General features: G+C 77.2%; 7 protein-coding genes. 1 reads left to right on the top strand and 6 read right to left on the bottom strand.

Translation table 11 applies throughout. From position 1 onward, the window contains the following. Positions 1-40: 40 nt before the first annotated feature. The 6 genes from AC2TEW_RS17230 to AC2TEW_RS17205 all read right to left on the bottom strand — a co-directional run bounded on the left by AC2TEW_RS17230 (position 41) and on the right by AC2TEW_RS17205 (position 15,638). A complete protein-coding gene (locus AC2TEW_RS17230; RefSeq protein WP_484624230.1) occupies positions 41-1,144 on the bottom strand; it encodes a class I SAM-dependent methyltransferase in 1,104 nt (367 codons plus the stop codon). Then, complete coding sequence (locus tag AC2TEW_RS17225; RefSeq protein WP_484624229.1) at positions 1,141-2,328, bottom strand: glycosyltransferase; 1,188 nt, start codon at positions 2,326-2,328, stop codon at positions 1,141-1,143. Before AC2TEW_RS17225 ends, AC2TEW_RS17230 begins: the two co-directional genes overlap by 4 nt. Continuing rightward, positions 2,325-3,206, bottom strand: a complete 882-nt coding sequence (locus tag AC2TEW_RS17220) for an alpha/beta fold hydrolase (protein WP_484624228.1) — start codon at positions 3,204-3,206, stop codon at positions 2,325-2,327. Before AC2TEW_RS17220 ends, AC2TEW_RS17225 begins: the two co-directional genes overlap by 4 nt. A 2-nt stretch (positions 3,207-3,208) precedes the next feature. After that, positions 3,209-3,484 (bottom strand): acyl carrier protein, encoded by a 276-nt coding sequence (locus tag AC2TEW_RS17215; RefSeq protein WP_484624300.1) that lies wholly within the window; start codon positions 3,482-3,484, stop codon positions 3,209-3,211. Positions 3,485-3,564: 80 nt separating this feature from the next. Then, positions 3,565-8,283, bottom strand: coding sequence for a type I polyketide synthase (locus AC2TEW_RS17210; protein ID WP_484624299.1), 4,719 nt, complete (start codon positions 8,281-8,283; stop codon positions 3,565-3,567). Between the two features lie 92 nt (positions 8,284-8,375). After that, positions 8,376-15,638, bottom strand: coding sequence for an SDR family oxidoreductase (locus AC2TEW_RS17205; RefSeq protein ID WP_484624227.1), 7,263 nt, complete (start codon positions 15,636-15,638; stop codon positions 8,376-8,378). 271 nt (positions 15,639-15,909) lie between these two features. Here AC2TEW_RS17205 and AC2TEW_RS17200 point away from each other — a divergent pair, with 271 nt between their 5' ends. Further along, on the top strand, positions 15,910-16,797 hold the full coding sequence (locus tag AC2TEW_RS17200; protein WP_484624226.1) for an alpha/beta hydrolase family protein: 888 nt from the start codon (positions 15,910-15,912) through the stop codon (positions 16,795-16,797). Positions 16,798-16,847: the final 50 nt, after the last annotated feature.

The following is a 16,847-nucleotide window of genomic DNA, read 5'->3' as shown; positions in this document are numbered from 1 at the left end:
GGCCGGGCCCGGCCGCAGCCCGCGGCCGGGCCCCGGCCTGCTACGCGCCTCGGCGGGCGACCAGGCGGTAGGCGTTGGACAGCCGGGCGCGTCCGGCCACCGGCGCGACCAGCCGGTCGAGCAGGGCGGCCAGCAGCAGGACCGGCGAGCCCGCCAGGAAACACGCACCGCGCAGCGCCCGCCGCAGCCGCCCCGGCGGCTCTCCGGGCAGCCACGGCGCGTCCTCGCGCGGCGCCACCGCGTCCAGCAGCAGCCAGCAGGCCGCCAGCAGGTCGACCGGGTCGTGCGGCTCACGGTGCTGCTCCGTCAGCACCGTGAAGCCGAGCCCGCCGAGCCGCTCGCGCAGGTTGGCGGCGGGCACCAGGTTGAGGTGCTGGGGCTGCAACCACGGCAGCCACCACCGGCCCAGCAGCCGGGCGTAACGGCACCGCGGGTCGGGGACCTCGATCACCAGCAGCCCGCCGGGACGCAGCGCCTCCCGGGCCGCCGCCAGTTCGCGGCCCGGGTCCGTGCTGTGCTCCAGGTAGTGGAACATGCTCACCACGTCGTACCGGCCGGCCAGTTCGGACGACGGCCCGGCGGCCAGCTCCGGGAAGGAACCCCGGAAGCCGCGCGCCAACCGGCCGCTGCGCTCGGCCAGTTCGACACCCTCGCTGAGGTCCAGCCCGTCGAAGACGGTGTCCGGGAAGACCGTCCGGGCGCTCTCGCAGAAGTGTCCGTGCCCGGTGCCGACGTCCAGCCAGCGGCCGGCCGCGCCCGCGTACGGGGCCGCCGCCCGGGCGCGGCCGCGGTAGACGGCGGCGCGGGTGGCGAACAGACCGGCCAGCCGCTGCTCGCCCAGACCGTCGTAGAAGTCCCGGTAGTAGAACTCCAGCCCGGCGCCGTTCAGCCGGGGGTTCTGGAACACGTGCCCGCAGTCGCCGCACGCGTCCAGGCCGAACCGGCCCGGCTTGTGCTGGAGCAGGTCGGTGGTGCGCAGCCGCCGCCGCAGCGCGGTGGAGCCGCACCAGGGGCAGTCGGGGCGGCGCGGCTCGAAGAACCGGTCGGTCCCCTCGGCCAGGTCGGCCCGGTAGCCCGGACGCAGCGCGGCGACCTGCCGGCCGCGGGCCGCCGGGCCGGTGGTGGGGCGGGTCTCGGTGGTCAACGTGCCCTCCTGACGGCCGCGGTGCGCAGCTGTTCGAGACAGGTCGCGGCGGCGGCCGCGCCGCCCGCCGCCCGGAAGGAACCGCCGATCCGGCGGGCCGCGGCCCGGTGCCCCGGCTCGTCCAGCACGGCGTCCACGGCCGGGCCGAGCCGGTCGGCGCCGGTCCGCCCGAACCGCACCCGCACCCCGGCGCCCGCCGCCACCACCTGGCCGGCCACCACCGGCTGGTCGTCCCGGATCGGCGCGACCACCAGCGGCACACCGTGCCACAGCGCCTCGCAGACGGTGTTGTGACCGGCGTGGCAGACCACCGCGGCGGTACGCGGCAACAGGTCCAGCTGCGGCACCGACGGCAGCACCAGCACGTCGGCGTCGGCGGCGGGCGGTCCGAGCACCCCGCCCGGGTCGGCGATCACCGCCTGGAGCCGTCCGGCGCGCTCCCGCAGCGCCTCCCGGCAGGCCGTCAGGAACGGCGCACCGGCGTCGGTGTTGGCGGTCCCCAGGCTGACCAGCACGGTGGCGCGGTCCGGGTCGAGCCACTCCCAGGGGAAGGCGCCGGCCGCCGGCCGGGCCGTGACCGACGGACCGACGAAACGCACCGGGCCCGCCGGAGCGGCGAGCGGACCGGCCAGTTCCGGGGTGGTGAAGGCGAGCGTCAGGTACGGGGAGAACCGCGGGTCGGCCGTCCGGTCCGGACCCGCCAGGCGCCCGCGCAGCTCGGCCAGCAGCCCCTCGATCCAGGCGGCCACCAGCGGCATCCCGTCGAGGGCACCGGTGAACTCGGCGGAGGTGGACGCCGAGGTGACCCAGGGCAGGCCGAGCCGCTCGGCCACCAGCGCACCGGCCAGCGCCTGCTGGTCCACCACCAGGACGTCCGGTCCGAAGCGGTCGACCGCCCGCGCCACCCCCGGCGCCATCGCCTCGGCGAGCGGGACCAGGAAGTCCGCCCAGAGGAACTTCAACGCCGCCGGACCGCGCAGCTCCGGCGGCCGCGGCGCGGCCGCGTCCCCGGCGGCGACGGCGCACCGGAAGACCCGGGCATCCGGGCCCGCGAGTGGCCTGACCAGCTCCGGCAGGCCTGCCCAGGCGGTCGTGTGCCCGCGGGTCCGGAGTTCGGCCGCCACCCCCACCAGCGGGTTCACATGGCCGACCAGCGGCGGTACGACGAACAGGAACCGGGTCACCGCAGGCTCCTCTCCAGGTCCCCGTGGGCCAGGTCCGCGCGGGCCAGGTCCCCGTGCGCCAGGTCCCCGCCGGCGGCCGGGCCGCGCAGTTCGGCGCCGTGCTCGCGCAGCCAGGCCAGGGTGAGCGCGAGGACGGTGTCCGGCGCCTCGATCAGCACCGAGTGCTCCTGGCCGGGGACGAAGGTGCTGCGGCAGTCCGGCAGCAGCGACTCCAGCCAGGCCGCCTGGGCGGCCAGGTCGGACTCGGTGCCGTAGACCGCCAGCACCGGGCAGGCGATCCGGCGCAGCTGCGCCTCGGTGGGCAGCCGGCTGGCCGGGATGTCGCGGGCCAGCGTGGTGCCGGCCAGCAGCCGGCCCGCCGAGCGGGCCAGCCGGGCGGTGTGCGCGCCGCGCCGCGCGGCCACCCAGGCGAGCGTCGGCTCATCGGCCAGGCCGGTCTCGGCCTGCCGCAGGATGCCGTCCAGTTTGACGGCCCAGGCGGGGGAGGCCGGTTCGGACTCGATGGCGAGGATGCCGGTGATCCGCTCCGGCCGCCGGGCGGCCAGCGCGAACGCCACCGTGCCGCCGAAGGAGTTGCCCACCAGGTGGACCGGCCGGTCCGGGGCCAGCCGCTCCAGCAGCTCCTCCGCGTCGTCGACGAACCGCTCCAGCCGGTAGCCGCCCGGCGGGCGCCCGCTGCGGCCGTGCCCGCGCTGGTCGTACATCAGCACCTCGACCCCGGCGGCGGCCAGCGCGGGCGCCAGGGTGAAGTAGTAGCTGGCCAGGCTGTCGGTCAGCAGGCCGTGCAGCAGGACGGCGGTGACGGCGGGCGGGCCGCCGTCGGCGGGGCCCAGCCGCTGGACGTGGAAGCGCAGTGCGCCGAGGTCGACGAAGGCCACGGTCAGCTCCGCCCGGCGGTCTGCAGCCGGTCCGCGACATGGGTGACCAGGCGGCCGACCGTCAGGCCGATGATCTCGTCCAGCTCCATGCCCGCCAGCCACTCGGCGAAGTTGATCCGCCCGCCCCAGCGCTCCTGGAGCTGCCCGGCGAGGGTCACCAGGTCGATGCTCTCCAGGCCGAGGTCCTCGGCGAACCGGGCGTCCATGGTGACCTCTCCCTCGTCGAGGCCGTACTCGTCGAGCACGACCGCGAGCAGGCCGGCGATCTCCGCGAGGATCTGCTGCTCGGTCGGCGGGGCCTGGTCGCCGAGCGGGGCCTGGTCGGTGGCGGGTGCGCCGCCGGTCTCCGTGCTGCCGTTCACGTGGTGGCCGTCCCTTCGTCGTTCGGGGTCTCGGGGTCGTCGGTGGGCGGGGTCCAGGCCACGACGTAGCTGCGCTCCGGCAGCCCGGGCGGGGCGGTCAGGTCGGTGCACCGGACCCGGTGGGTACGGGACCCGCCGGGGCCGAGGCGGGTGACCAGCAGGGCGGACGGGTCGGCCGACACCACGGCGAAGTCCCGCGGCCGGCCCAGTAGTCCGGTGCCCTCGGCCTTGGCCGCGGCCTCCTTGGCGGCCCAGAACCGGGTGAACCACAGCGCCGGGGAGCCGCCGTGGGAGGCCCGGCAGGCCGTCAGCAGCTCCCGTTCCGCCGGGCCGAGCGCCACCTCGGCCGTCTCCGGCGGATGCTCCGCCACCACCTCCAGGTCGATGCCCACGCCGTGCCCGCCGCCCGCCCGGCGGGGCCGGACCAGGGCCACCGCGGCCTCGGCCCGGTGCGCGAGCGAGACGTCCAGGTCCGGAAGGGCCCGGCCGTGCAGACCGGACACCCGGGGGCGGCCGGACTCCTCGTTGGAGACGGCGATCTCGGCGGGGAAGACCGGGCCCTCGCCCTGCTCCCAGAGCCACCGCCGTACCGCGTCCTTCACCGCGATCCGGCCGAGCAGCCAGGCCCGCCGCGCGCGCGGCGGCTGCTCCCCGTAGCGGACGCGCTCCTCGGCGCCCAGGTGGTTGCGCATGATCAGGTCGCGGGAGGCGAGGTCCGGCCAGCGTTCGTGCAGCAGGACCCAGCCGCCGGGCTGCGGCCGCGAGAGGGTGTGCCGGTCGGCGAACCGTTCCACCGGCCGGGTGTCGGGGTGGTTGTCGAAGCGGCGGTCCTGCCAGCCCTGCACCTCCGCCCAGACGGTGCCGCCGGAGACCACCTGCACGTCGGCCTCCAGCGCGGTGTCGGTCAGCGCGGTGATGCGGATGTGGGTGTCCAGCCGGGTGCCCGGCCGAGGGGCCGGGCCGTACAGGGTGAGGCGGCGCAGACCGACCGGGAAGACGACGGTCCGCTCGGTCCGGGTCGCCATGATCCAGTAGCCGAGCAGCTGGCCGACGTTGTCCAGCAGCGCACCGGGCGCGGCCGGTGCGGTGATCACCCCGCGGACGTGGGACGGGCCCAGCGCGGTCAGTTCGTCCAGACCCCGGAACGCCGGACCGTGGAACATCCAGCGCTCCTCGTAGAGGCCGGCCGCCGTCAGCTCCGGGGTCCGCTCGGCGGCCGGATCGGGGCGCCACGGGACCGGCGGCACCGGATGACGGTCCGCCAGTTCGACCGTGCCCCCGGCGAATCCGCCGAAGTCCGCGGCGAGCCGGCCGGGGCCGGCGTCCCTGAGTGTGAGTTCCACGTCCAGCGGCTCGGCGGCCGGCACCCACCGGCCGAACCGCAGCCCGTGCGCACCGATGGCGATCCGGCCGGGCCGGGCCCGCTCCGCGGCGTCCATCAGGTGCTGCACGATCGTGGTGGCCGGCACCACCGGCCAGCGGTCGGTCAGATCGGGCCAGCCCGGACGCTGCCGGAAGAAGCAGTGGTCGAGCAGGTACGGCATGGTCCCGGTCGACACCCGCAGGCGGCTGCTGTGCACGACGGCCGGCGGAGCCGCCACGGCGGGCGCAGGGCTCAGTGTGGGCGCAGGGCCCACGGCGGGCGCAGGGCTCACCGTGGCCGGCCGGGGTGGCGCGCCGCGTCCGGCCAGGTCGGGCGCCCGCTCGCCGGCTCCCGCCGTGACGCCGCCCGCCGTGACGCTGCCCGCCGTGGCGCCGCGGGCCCGGATCAGCTCGGCCGCGGTGTGCTCGGTCTCGCGCAGCAGGGCGTCGAGTTCGGCGGCCAGCGGATGGCGGGCGGCCAGCGACGCCAGTGCGGAGCCGGGGGCGGGGACCTCGCCGGGGCCGAGGACGGGGGCGGGAGTACTCCGCGCGCCCGGCACCGGCCCGGCGGCCCGCGACGGCGCCAATTCGGCCCGCAGCGGGCCCAGCACGGCGGGATCCAGCGACACCAGCGGGCCGCCGAGGTCCAGCCGTACGGCCGGGTGCCGCCCGGCCGGTTCCGCCGAGCGGTCCGAGCGGTCCGAGTTGACCGACCGGGTCGAGTGGGTCGAGCGGGTCGGGCGGGCCGGGTTCAGCGCGGCCCGGTCCGGCTCGGCGCCGTCCGCCCAGAGCGCGGCGGCCACCCGCCGCAACTGCGCCAGCCCGTTGCGGTGCGGGGAGTTCGCCGCCACCACCAGGTGCTCCCGGCCGCCCAGCGTGTCGCCGACCAGGGAGCCCACCTGCCCGGTACCCACCTGGACGAACGCCCGAAACCCGGCTGCGTACATGGCCTCGATCAGCGGCCGGAACCGGACCGGCTCCAGCAGGTGACGGACGAACAGCGCGCGGACCTCGGCCTCGGCCGCCGGGAACGGCGAGGCCGTCGTCCCGGACCAGACCGGTACGGACGGCCGGTGCAGTTCGAACCGGTCGGCCGCCTGCCGGATCGGGCCGAGGTAGGGCCCGAGCATGGGCGTGTGGAAGCCGGACCGGAAGGGCATCACCTGTCCCAGCACCCCGCGCGCGCGGAACCGGCGGACCAGCTCCGCGACCGGCCCCTCGGGACCGCAGACGATCGACTGCTGCGGAGCGTTGTCGTGCGAGAGCACCACCTGCGCCAGGTCCCGGGAGCTGCGCAGGACCTCGCCCACCTGGTCGGCGGAGGCGCCCAGCGCGGCGAACGAGAGGCCGGGGACGTGCACGGCGTCCGGATCGAAGGACTCCAGGAAGGCGTCCACGGAGGCGCCGGAGTACAGCCCGGCGCTGATCATCGCGGTCCACTCGCCGACGCTGTGCCCGGCCACCGCGTCCGGGCGGACGCCCATCCGGCGCAGCGCCGTGTCCAGCAGCCGGCCCACCGCGACCACGCCGGCCCCGTGCCGGCCGATGTCGCCCACCCGGGCGGCGGGCCCCCGGCCGCCGGCCGCGTCCGGGCGCACCAGACCGAAGTGGTCCGCCACGTCGTCCACGCGGGGGACGAACTCGCCCTCCAGGCCGGGGAAGACGAACGCCAGCCGGCCGGCGTCCGCCCCGCCCGCACCGAGCAGCGGCCGCGGGGCGAACCACACGTCGCCGCGCCCGCGCCAGGCCCGCCCCCGGGAGACCGCGCGCCGGGCGAGCGCCAACTGCTTCGCCGTCGGGTCGACGACCGCCAGCCGGCAGCCCGGCACGGGCGGACCCTGTTCCGCCAGACCGGCGGCCAGCACCGCGCGGTCGTCGCCCGCCAGCAGCCGCGCCAGCTGCTCGGGGCTGTCGGCGGCCAGCCGCAGCACCCGCTCGGGCTCGGTCACGACGGCCGGTACGGAGCCGGTCCCGGCCCCGGCCGGGGCCTGTTCCAGTACCACGTGGGCGTTGATGCCGCCGAAGCCGAACGCGTTCACGGCGGCCCGGCGCGGCCCGTCGCCCTCCCAGGGCTCACCGGCCGGGACGGTGCGGAAGCGGGTGGCGGCCAGGGCCGGGTGCGGGTCGTCGCAGTGCAGGGTGGGGAGCAGAACCCCGTGGTGGACGGCGAGGGCCGCCTTGACCAGCCCGGCGATGCCCGCGGCCGGCATCAGATGGCCGATCATCGACTTCACCGAGCCGAGCACGGCCCGCCGCTCGCCGTCCACCGCCGGGCCGAACACCTGCGCCAGCGTGGTCAGTTCGGCGGCGTCCCCGGCGGGGGTGGCGGTGCCGTGGGCCTCCAGCAGCCCCAGCGCGCCGGGCGCCGCCGGGTCCAGCCCGGCCGCCCGCCAGGCCGCCCGTACCGCCCGGCTCTGCCCGCCCGGGTCGGGGCTGGCCAGCGCGGCGGTGCGCCCGTCGCCGGCCACGCCGGTGCCACGGACCACCGCGTACACCCGGTCGCCGTCGCGCTCGGCGTCGGCGAGCCGCTTGAGCACCACCACCCCGGTGCCCTCGCCGATCAGCAGACCGTCGGCGCCCCGGTGGAACGGCCGGATCCGTTCGCTCGGCGAGAGCGCCCGCAGCTGGGCGAACACGCTCCACAGGGTGACGTCGTGGCAGTGGTGCACCCCGCCGGCCAGCATCAGGTCGCAGCGTCCGCCGGCCAGTTCGCCGACCGCCTGGTCGACGGCGACCAGGGACGACGCACAGGCGGCGTCCACCGTGTACGCGGGTCCGCGCAGGTCCAGCCGGTTGGCGATCCGGGACGCGGCCAGGTTGGGCACCAGCCCGATCGCCGACTCGGGCCGGTCCGGGCCGAGCCGCTCGGTGAACGCCTCCCGCACCCGCGCGAGCTGCCCGGCGGTGAGGTCGGGCAGCAGCTCGCCGAGGGTGTGCACCAGCTGGTGCGCGGTGCGGACCCGCTGGTCGAGCCGGACCAGGCCCGGCGTCAGGTACCCGCCCCGGCCCAGCACCACCCCGATCCGGTCGCGGTCGGGCAGCCGGTCCGGACCGCCGGCGTCCGCGATGGCCGCGGCCGCGACCTGCAGCGCGATCAGCTGGTCCGGCTCGGTCCCGGACACCGAGTTCGGCATGATGCCGAACCGGGTGGGCTGCACCTCGGCCAGCGCGTCCACGAACCCGCCGCGCCGGCAGTACAGCCGGTCCGGGGCGGCGGGCCCGGAGGCCGCCGACGGGTCGTAGAACCCCGCGTCCCAGCGGCCTCCGGGCACCTCGGTGATCGCGTCGACGCCGCCGAGCAGGTTGCGCCAGTACGTCGCCAGGTCCGGTGCGCCCGGCAGCAGCACCGCCATGCCCACCACCGCGACCGGCACCTGCGGGCCACCGGCGGACGCCGGGGAGGCGGTCGGGGACGCCGGGGACGCCTGCGGGCTCGCCACGGCCGTCACCAGCCCGACGCCGTGTAGACCACGGACCGCACCGACTCCTCGCCCCAGGCCAGCTCGCGCAGCAGCGCCAGCGTGCCCGCACCCGGGTCGATCAGCCTGACGCCCCGGCGGGCGTAGTCCAGCGCCAGCTCCGGCGAGACCATGCCGCCGTGCGGACCGGAGGGCGCCCACGGACCCCAGTGCACGGTCAGCGCCCGGCGGCCGGTCCCCGCCGCCCAGCGGGCACCGAGCGCCTCCAAGGCGTCGTTGGCCGCCGCGTAGTCCGCCTGGCCGCGGTTGCCCAGAGCGGCCGCGATGCTGCCGAACAGCACCGTGAACCGCGGCCCGGCCGCCACCTCCGCCAGCGCGTCGAGCACCGCCCGGGCACCGTCCGCCTTGGTGGCGAAGACCCGCCGGAAGGACTCCGGGTCCTTGTCCGCGAACACCCGGTCCTCGATCACACCGGCCGCGTACACCACTCCGTCCAGGCGGCCGTGCGCCGCGTACACCTCCTTGACCGCCTGCCGCACGGCCGCCGGGTCGGCCGCGTCCACCGCCTGGTAGCGGACGGCCGAGCCCAGCGCGGTCAGCTCCGCCAAGGTCGCCGCCACCTCCCGGCCGGCGAGCAGCCGGGACGCCGCACGGTCCACCTCCGGCAGCGGAACCCCCTGCCGGGCGAGCACCGCCCGCAGCGCCGACCGGTCCCGGGCGCCGGCCGTCACCGGGTCCTCGGGGCCCTCCGGCGGCGCGGTCCGGCCCAGCAGCTCCAACCGGCAGCGCGAGGCCGCCGCGAGCGCCGCCGCGAACCGCGCCGTGATCCCGCGCGCCCCACCGACCAGCAGCACCACCGAGTCCCGGTCGAGCCCCAGGGCGGCGGCCTCCGCCGCCCCGTCACCGGCCGGTCCCGCACCGGTGCTGGCCAGCAGCCCGAGACCGGACTCCACCAGGGCCAGGCCCCGGCGTCCGGCCGGGCCGTGCAGCACCACCGGTTCGCGGTCCTCCGCGAGCAGCTCGCCGACCAGCGCCTCGGCCAGCCCGGCCGGTGCCGTCGAAGGCTCGAACTCCACCAGCCGGGCCGAGGTTCCGGGGTACTCGCGGGCCAGGCTGCGCAGCAGCCCGCGCAGCCCGTCCGTCCGGCCGGTGCCGTCCGGGGCCGCCGCGCGGACGGCGAACAGCCACCGCGGCCCGCCGGCCAGCGCGGCCTGCAGCACACCCACGCACCCCGGCAGCACCGGCGCGCCGTGCGCGGCCAGCGGATCGAGCAGCAGCACCCCGTCCACCGGCCCGTCGCCGTCGGACAGCAGGTGTTCGGCGTCCAGCGACAGCACCTGTGCGCCGTGCCCGGAGAGCAGCGCCGCCACGGCCTCGGCCGCGCCGCGGCCGTCCGAGCCGAGCAGCGCGAAGCGCCGGCCGGCCAGCAGCTGCGGCGACCCCCCGGGCGCCGCGAGCGGCACCGGCAGCAGCTGCAGACGTACCGGCTCGTGCCCCACCACCGTGGGCTCCGGAGATGCGTCGGCGCCGGGGGCGGGCGTGGCCGTGGGTGCGTCGGCGGTGGGGGTGGGGGTGGTGGTGTGGGTGGTGAGCCAGTGGGTGATGGCGGCGGCGGTGCGGGCGTGGGTGAGTTCTTCGATTTGGTGGTCGTCGAGGGTGGTGAGGTCGGTGGTGGTGTCGGTGCTGAGGTGGCGGGCGAGTTGGCCGATGATTTCGGTGCGTTTGATGGAGTCGATGCTGAGGTCGGCTTCGAGGTCGAGGTCGGGTTCGATCATGTCGGTGGGGTAGCCGGTGCGTTCGCTGATCAGGCCGATGACGGTGGTGAGCAGGTCACCGGGTGCGGGTACGTCGGCGGTGGGGGTGGGGGTGGTGGTGTGGGTGGTGAGCCAGTGGGTGATGGCGGCGGCGGTGCGGGCGTGGGTGAGTTCTTCGATTTGGTGGTCGTCGAGGGTGGTGAGGTCGGTGGTGGTGTCGGTGCTGAGGTGGCGGGCGAGTTGGCCGATGATCTCGGTGCGTTTGATGGAGTCGATGCTGAGGTCGGCTTCGAGGTCGAGGTCGGGTTCGATCATGTCGGTGGGGTAGCCGGTGCGTTCGCTGATCAGGCCGATGACGGTGGTCAGCAGATCGCCGGGCGCGGGTGGTGCGTCCGCCGCGGGCGTGGCCACCGGCTCGGGCCGCGCCGCCGCGACCGCCGGCACCGGGACCGCGGGCGCCGCAACCACCGCCGGCACCGCGACGCCCGCCGCGCCGAAGTACGTCAGCAGCACGTCGCGCTGCGCCGCGATCAACTCCCGGCTGCTGCTCAGGAAGTCCGCCACCAGGGCGTCCCCGCTCCTGCTCGGGTCGGCGTGCGGGTGCGGGTGCGCGTCCTGTGCGGCCACCAGTGCCTCCGGTACGGGTCGGGCCGGCGCGAGCGCACCGGGCAGCAGTTCTCCGGCGGCGGTGCGGACCAGCTGTCCGTCCACCGTCCAGCCGGGCCGCCGCCCGGCCCGCGCCCGGCCGGCGTCCACCGCGCCGCGGCCGTGCAGCAGCCGTGCGGTGGTCACCGGCACGCCCGCGACGGCCAGTTCGGCCAGCGCGTCCAGGTACCCGGGCAGGCCCCGGCGCCGCCCCTCCAGCGGCACCGCACGGTGCGGCCGGTCCCCGAGCACGGCCGGAACCAGACCGGTCAGCACCGACCCCGGCCCGGCCTCCACGAACACCCGGGCACCCGCCTCGTACATCGCCTCGATCTGGGCCACGAACCGCACCGGGGCGCCGATCTGCGCCGCCAGCCCGGCCCGGACCGCCGCCGGGTCGGCGGGGTACGCGGCCGCCGTCCGGTTGGAGTACACCGGGAACTCCGGTGCCCGCACCTGCCAGCCGGCCAGCGCGTCGGCGAACCGCTCACCCGCGCCCGCGACCAGCGGACTGTGGAACGCACAGGCGACCCGCAGCGCCTTCACCCCGTACCCGGCCTCGCGCAGCCGCTCCGTCGCGGCGGCGACCTCCGGCGTGGCACCCGAGATCACGGTCTGCCGCGGCGCGTTGTGGTTGGCCGCCACCACCCGGCCGGCCAGTCCGGCGGCGCCCAGCACCTCGTCGACCTGCTCCGCCCCGGCCGCCACCGCCGCCATCGACCCCGGGTCCTCGCCCTCGCCGACCGCGTCCAGGATGGCCTGCGCCCGCCGGGCACTGATCGCCGGCAGGTCCCGCGCCGCCAGCGCCCCGGCCGCGCAGAGCGCGACCAGCTCGCCGTAGCTGTGCCCGGCCGCCAACTGCGGGCGGATCCCGGCCAGCCCCAGCAGCTCGTGGGCGGCCAGTTCCGTGATGCCCAGCACCGGCTGGGCCACCCTGGTGTCGGTCACCGCCGCGCGCTGCGCCTCCCGCACCTCGGGGGTGAACGCCGTCGGCGGGTACAGCACGTCCGCGTACGCCCGGCCCAGCAGCAGGTGCCGCTGCACCGCCGGGAACGCCGTGAACAGCTCCGCCAGCATCCCGGGACGCTGGCTGCCCTGCCCGGGGAAGAGGAACGCCACCGCACCGCCGACCGGCCCGCCCTCGGCCAGGTGCACCCCGGCCGCCGGATCGTGCTCCCCGTCCAGCGCGCGGCGCAGCAGTACGGCCAGCTCGGCGACGTCGGAGGCCACCACCGCGACGTGGACCGGACCGTGGCCGGACTCCGCCCGGGTGCAGGCCGCCAGCGCGAGGTCGCGAAGCCGCCACGGCGAGCCCTCCGCCTCGGCCAGCCGCAGCAGTTCGGCCACCCCGCGCAGCGCCCGTTCCCGGTCGCCGCCGCGGAAGACGAACAGCTCGGCGGGCCACTGCTGCGACCCGTGCAGCGGTGACGGGCCGTCGTAACCGGTCAGAACGGCATGGAAGTTGGTGCCGCCGAAGCCGAACGCGCTGACCCCGGCCACCCGTTCGGCGGCCGGCTCGGCCCACGGCCTGGCCTCGGTGTGGAACGCGAACGGGCTGCTCCCGGCCTCCCAGGCCGGATTCGGGCGGGTCAGGTGCAGGGTCGGCGGCTTCACCCCGGTGTGCAGCGCCAGCGACGCCTTGATCAGGCCCGCCAGTCCCGCCGCGCACTTGGTGTGCCCGATCTGCGACTTCACCGATCCCAGCGCGCAGCTCCCCGGCGCCGCGCCGGCCGCCGTGAACACGTCGGTCAGCGTGGCCAGTTCGGTGCGGTCGCCGACCACCGTGCCGGTGCCGTGCGCCTCCACCAGGCCGACGGCGGCGGGGGTGATCCCGGCGCCGCGGTACGCCCGTTCCAGGGCGGCCCGTTGCCCCTCGGGCCGCGGGGCGGTGAGGCCGAGCGAGCGGCCGTCGCTGGCGCTGCCGACGCCCTGGACGACGGCGTACACCCGGTCGCCGTCCCGTTCGGCGTCGGCCAGCCGCTTCAGGACCAGGCAGCCCACGCCCTCGCCCAGCGCGATGCCGTCCGCCGACGCGTCGAACGGGCGGGAGCGGCCGGTCGGCGACAGCGCGTGCACCGAGGCGAAGAGCAGGTAGTCGTTGATGCCGTTGTGCAGGTCGGCGCCGCCGCACAGGGCCAGGTCGGCGGAGCCCGTCGCCAGCTCCTTGCAGGCCACGTCGAGCGCGGCCAGCGAGGAGGCGCAGGCCGCGTCCACGGTGAAGTTGGCGCCGCCCAGGTCGAGGCGGTTCGCGATCCGCCCGGAGATCACGTTGGCGAGCATGCCCGGGAACGAGTCCTCGGTGAGCTTCGGCAACTGCTCGGCGACGGCCGGCGGCACCGAGCCCAGATAGGCGGGCAGCACCGCCCCCAGCACGCCCGCGTTGGACAGGTCGCTGCCCGCCTCCGCCCCGAACACCACGCTGGTGCGCGAGCGGTCGAAGGCCCGGCCGCCGTCCGGGCCGCCGCCGTCGTACCCGGCGTCCGTCAGCGCCCGGCGGGCCGCCTCCAGGGCCAGCAGCTGGACCGGCTCGATGCTGGCCAGCGCGGCCGGCGGGATGCCGTAGGACAGCGCGTCGAACGGGACCGGCGGCAGGAAACCGCCCCACTTGGAGGGCGTGGTGCCGGGTCCGCCGTCCGGCGAGTGGTAGAGCTCCGGGTCCCAGCGGTCGGCGGGGACCTCGGTGACGGCGTCCACGCCGGCCAGCACGTTCGCCCAGAACGCGGGCAGATCGGGGGCGTTCGGGAACATGCCCGCCATGCCGATCACCGCGATCCGCAGCGGTTCCGGCTCGGGCTCGGGCGCGGCGGCCGGGGACAGGCCGAGCGGCTGCGCCAGCTCCTCGGCCCGCGCCGTCAGGAAGTCCGCCGCGCCCGCGCTGACCGCGGTGTGCAGGGCGGCCACGGTCGTGGTGGCCGACCGCACCACGGCGACCTGCCCGGCCATGAACATCCCCTGCTCCAGCTGGCCCGCCTCGTCGACGGCGGTCAGCTCGCCCGCCACCCGGTCGACGCCCTTGCCGGCGATCCGCAACCGGCCGACGTTCAGCCGCTCCAGCCGCTCCCAGACCTCCCGGTCCGGCACCCCGTCGGCGCGCAGCCGCCCGTGCAGCGCCCGGAACTCGGCGGTGAACGGGCTCGGCACGCACCGGGTCGCATGGCCCGGAGCCGTCACCAGCAGCTCGGTGGCCTGCGCCGCGACCACCTGACGCTGGAACAGCGGCTGGACGGCCCCGTGCGCGACCGCCTCCTCGGTGAACAGGTAGGCGGTGCCCATCAGCACCCCGGCCGCGACACCACGGGCGGCCAGCGGTCCCGCCAGCACCGCCACCATGGCCGCCGAGCGTTCGTCGTGGACGCCGCCCGCGAACAGCACCTCCACCGGCGGCCCGCCCGGCGCCGCCGCGTCGAGGAACTCCTCCAGCACCGCCGACTGCGCCTCCCAGAGCGGGAAGCTGTGCCGGGGCCCGACATGGCCGCCGCACTCCGCGCCCTCGAAGACGAACCTGCGGGCCCCGTCCTCCAGGAACTGCCGCAGCAGCCCGGGGGAGGGCACGTGCAGGTAGGTGCGGATCCCGGCCTCCTCCAGCACCCGCGCCTGGGCCGGGCGTCCGCCGGCGATCACGGCGTGGGTGGGGCGGGCGGCGAGCACCTCGGCCAGCTGGGCCGCGCGCAGCTCCTCGGGCGCGAAGCCGAGGACGCCGACGCCCCAGGGCCGCCCGTCCAGCGCGGTCCGGGTCCGGGCGAGCAGGTCGCGGGACTGCTCCGGACCGGCCAGGGCCAGGGCCACGAACGGCAGGGCGCCCGCCCCGGCGACCGCCGCCGCGAAGCCGGGCTGGTCGCTGACCCTGGTCATCGGACCCTGGGCCACCGGCAGCCGGGTGCCGAGGGCCCGGCTCAGCGCCGACTGCTCGCCGAGTTCGGTCCGGGCCGCGGCCGCCGTCCGCAGTCCGTCCAGGACGGCCTCCCGTACCGCCCGGACGGTCCGGGGGACGGTGCCCCACCGGTCGGCGAAGGCCGTGGCCAGGGAGCCGTCCTGACCGACCGCCAACTCGGCGGTGGACGGTTCGGTGGCGGTTGGTTCGGTGGCGGTCGGTTCGGTGCCTCGTGGCTCGGTGGTGGACGGCTCGGAGGCGGACGCTTCGGTGGGGGGCGCTTCGCTGCCTCGTGGTGCGGTGGCGGGGCGTGCGGGACGTGCAGGGGCCGGGGCGGCCGGGGTGCCGCGGCGCAGCACCCGTCTCCCGTCGAGGACCACGGTCTCGGAGCCGTCCATGCCGCGGACGGCCGCCGCGACGTGCTGCGCCGCCGAGGACTCGGCGAGCAGGGCGAGCTGGCTGTCCAGCACCACCCCCGCGGCGCCGCCGGCGACCGCCGCCGCCGCGGTGCGCGGCCCGATGCCGCCGCACGCCCACACCGGTACCCCGATCTCCGGGGCGCCCAGTAACTGCTGGAGCAGCACGAAGGTGCTCAACTCGCCGACCCGGCCGCCGCTCTCGGCCCCGCGGGCGATCAGGCCGTGGGCCCCGGCGCCGACGGCGGCGCGGGCCTGGGCCAGGTCGGTCACCTCGGCCAGCAGCCGGTAGCGGGCGCCGAGCGGTCCGAGCTCCCAGCCGGGCAGGTCCGCGGGCAGGACGAGGGTGTGCGGTGCGGCCGTACCGGGGGCGTCGAGGTCGGCGGGCGAGAGCCGGCAGCCGGGTTGCACCCGGAGGCCGAAGCGGCCCGGGGCGCGTTCGCGCAGTGCGGCGAGCTGCTCGCGGGCGTGCCGGTCGCCGGTGCCGAGGTCCAGTACGCCGAGCGCTCCGGCGCGGCAGAGGGCCTCCGCGAGGCCGGCGTCGGGTTCGAGGAAGGGGGTGATCCCGATGACGAGGTCGGCCGGCGGAAAAGTGGGCCTCATGGGCTCTCCGAGGGTGAGTCACGACGCGGTTGGGGGCATGTGCGACTCCCGGGCCGGGGCGCACGGGGGCTGCTCCTCCGCGGGGTGTTCGGAGGTGCCGTGCGACTTGACCCGGTCCGGTTCAGAACCGAAGCTACCGATCGGTAGCGCACGCCAGGTTAAGTCCTGGTTGCAGGTCCATGTCAATGGCCCGGCGGGGTAAGGCCGTTGACGCTTCCCGGCCCTCCCGGTGGGCGGCCCCGTGTCGTACCCGTGTGCCATACTCCGTCGGATGCCGCAGACACGGGCGGAACTGCCCCGCCACCTCGAGGTCGAGGCACCCGACGGTGCCGCCTTCCCGCTGCACGGGCTCGCCCAGGACGATCCGGGGGCGCCGGTGGTGCTGGTCTCCCCGGCCATGGGGACACCGGTCGGGTTCTACCGGCGGTTCGCCGAGCACCTGCACGCCGCCGGCGCCACCGCGCTGGTGCTGGACCACCGGGGGAGCGGCGCGCGCGGGCAGGTGCCCCGCACCACCGGCTACCGCCAGCTCACCGACGACCTCGGTGCGGCCGTCGCCGCCGTCCGCACCCACCTGCCACAGGCCGCCCTCACCGTCTGCGGGCACAGCCTCGGCGGACAACTCGCCCTCGTCCAGGCCGCCGAGGCCGCCGAACGCGGCACCCCGGCGCCCGACGCCGTCGCCCTGGTCGCGGCCGGATCCGTCTACCACCGCGCGTACGGCCTGCGGGCCCCCGGGCTGCTCGCCGCGAGCCGGCTGATGGCCCTCACCGCCGCCGCGCTCGGCCACTGGCCGGGCCACCGGCTCGGCTTCGGCGGCCGCCAGCCGGCCGGCGTCATCATCGACTGGGCCCACCAGGCCCGGACCGGCCGCTACCGGCTGGCTGGCGCCGACATGGAGGACACCCTGCGCGGCCTGCGGGTGCCGGTGCTCGCGGTGGACGTGGAGGGCGACCGCCTCGCGCCGCCGGGCGCCGTCGACCACCTGTGCGGCAAGGTGCCGAACGCGCCGGTCGACCGCCGCGGCTACACCGCCGGGGACGCGGCCGGCGGCCCCCTCGACCACTTCCGCTGGGCCCGCCACGCCGCCCCGCTCGCCCGCGACCTGGTCGCCTGGACCCGGGCCGCCCGCGCGGACACCACCGGCCGGCCCGGGTAGCGCGGCGCTCGGCGGCCTCCGCGTCGGACTCGAGGAATCACCCTGCGCGA

This window comes from Kitasatospora sp. NEAU-CNBT7 (genome assembly GCF_057220535.1).
This window is presented reverse-complemented; position numbering and strand designations above follow the sequence as displayed.

Coding starts and splice junctions, on each gene's coding strand:
- AC2TEW_RS17210 (WP_484624299.1), bottom strand. CDS start 8,283: ATGGCGGTGCTGCTGCCGGGCGCACCGGACCTGGCGACGTACTGGCGC.
- AC2TEW_RS17205 (WP_484624227.1), bottom strand. CDS start 15,638: ATGAGGCCCACTTTTCCGCCGGCCGACCTCGTCATCGGGATCACCCCC.
- AC2TEW_RS17200 (WP_484624226.1), top strand. CDS start 15,910: ATGCCGCAGACACGGGCGGAACTGCCCCGCCACCTCGAGGTCGAGGCA.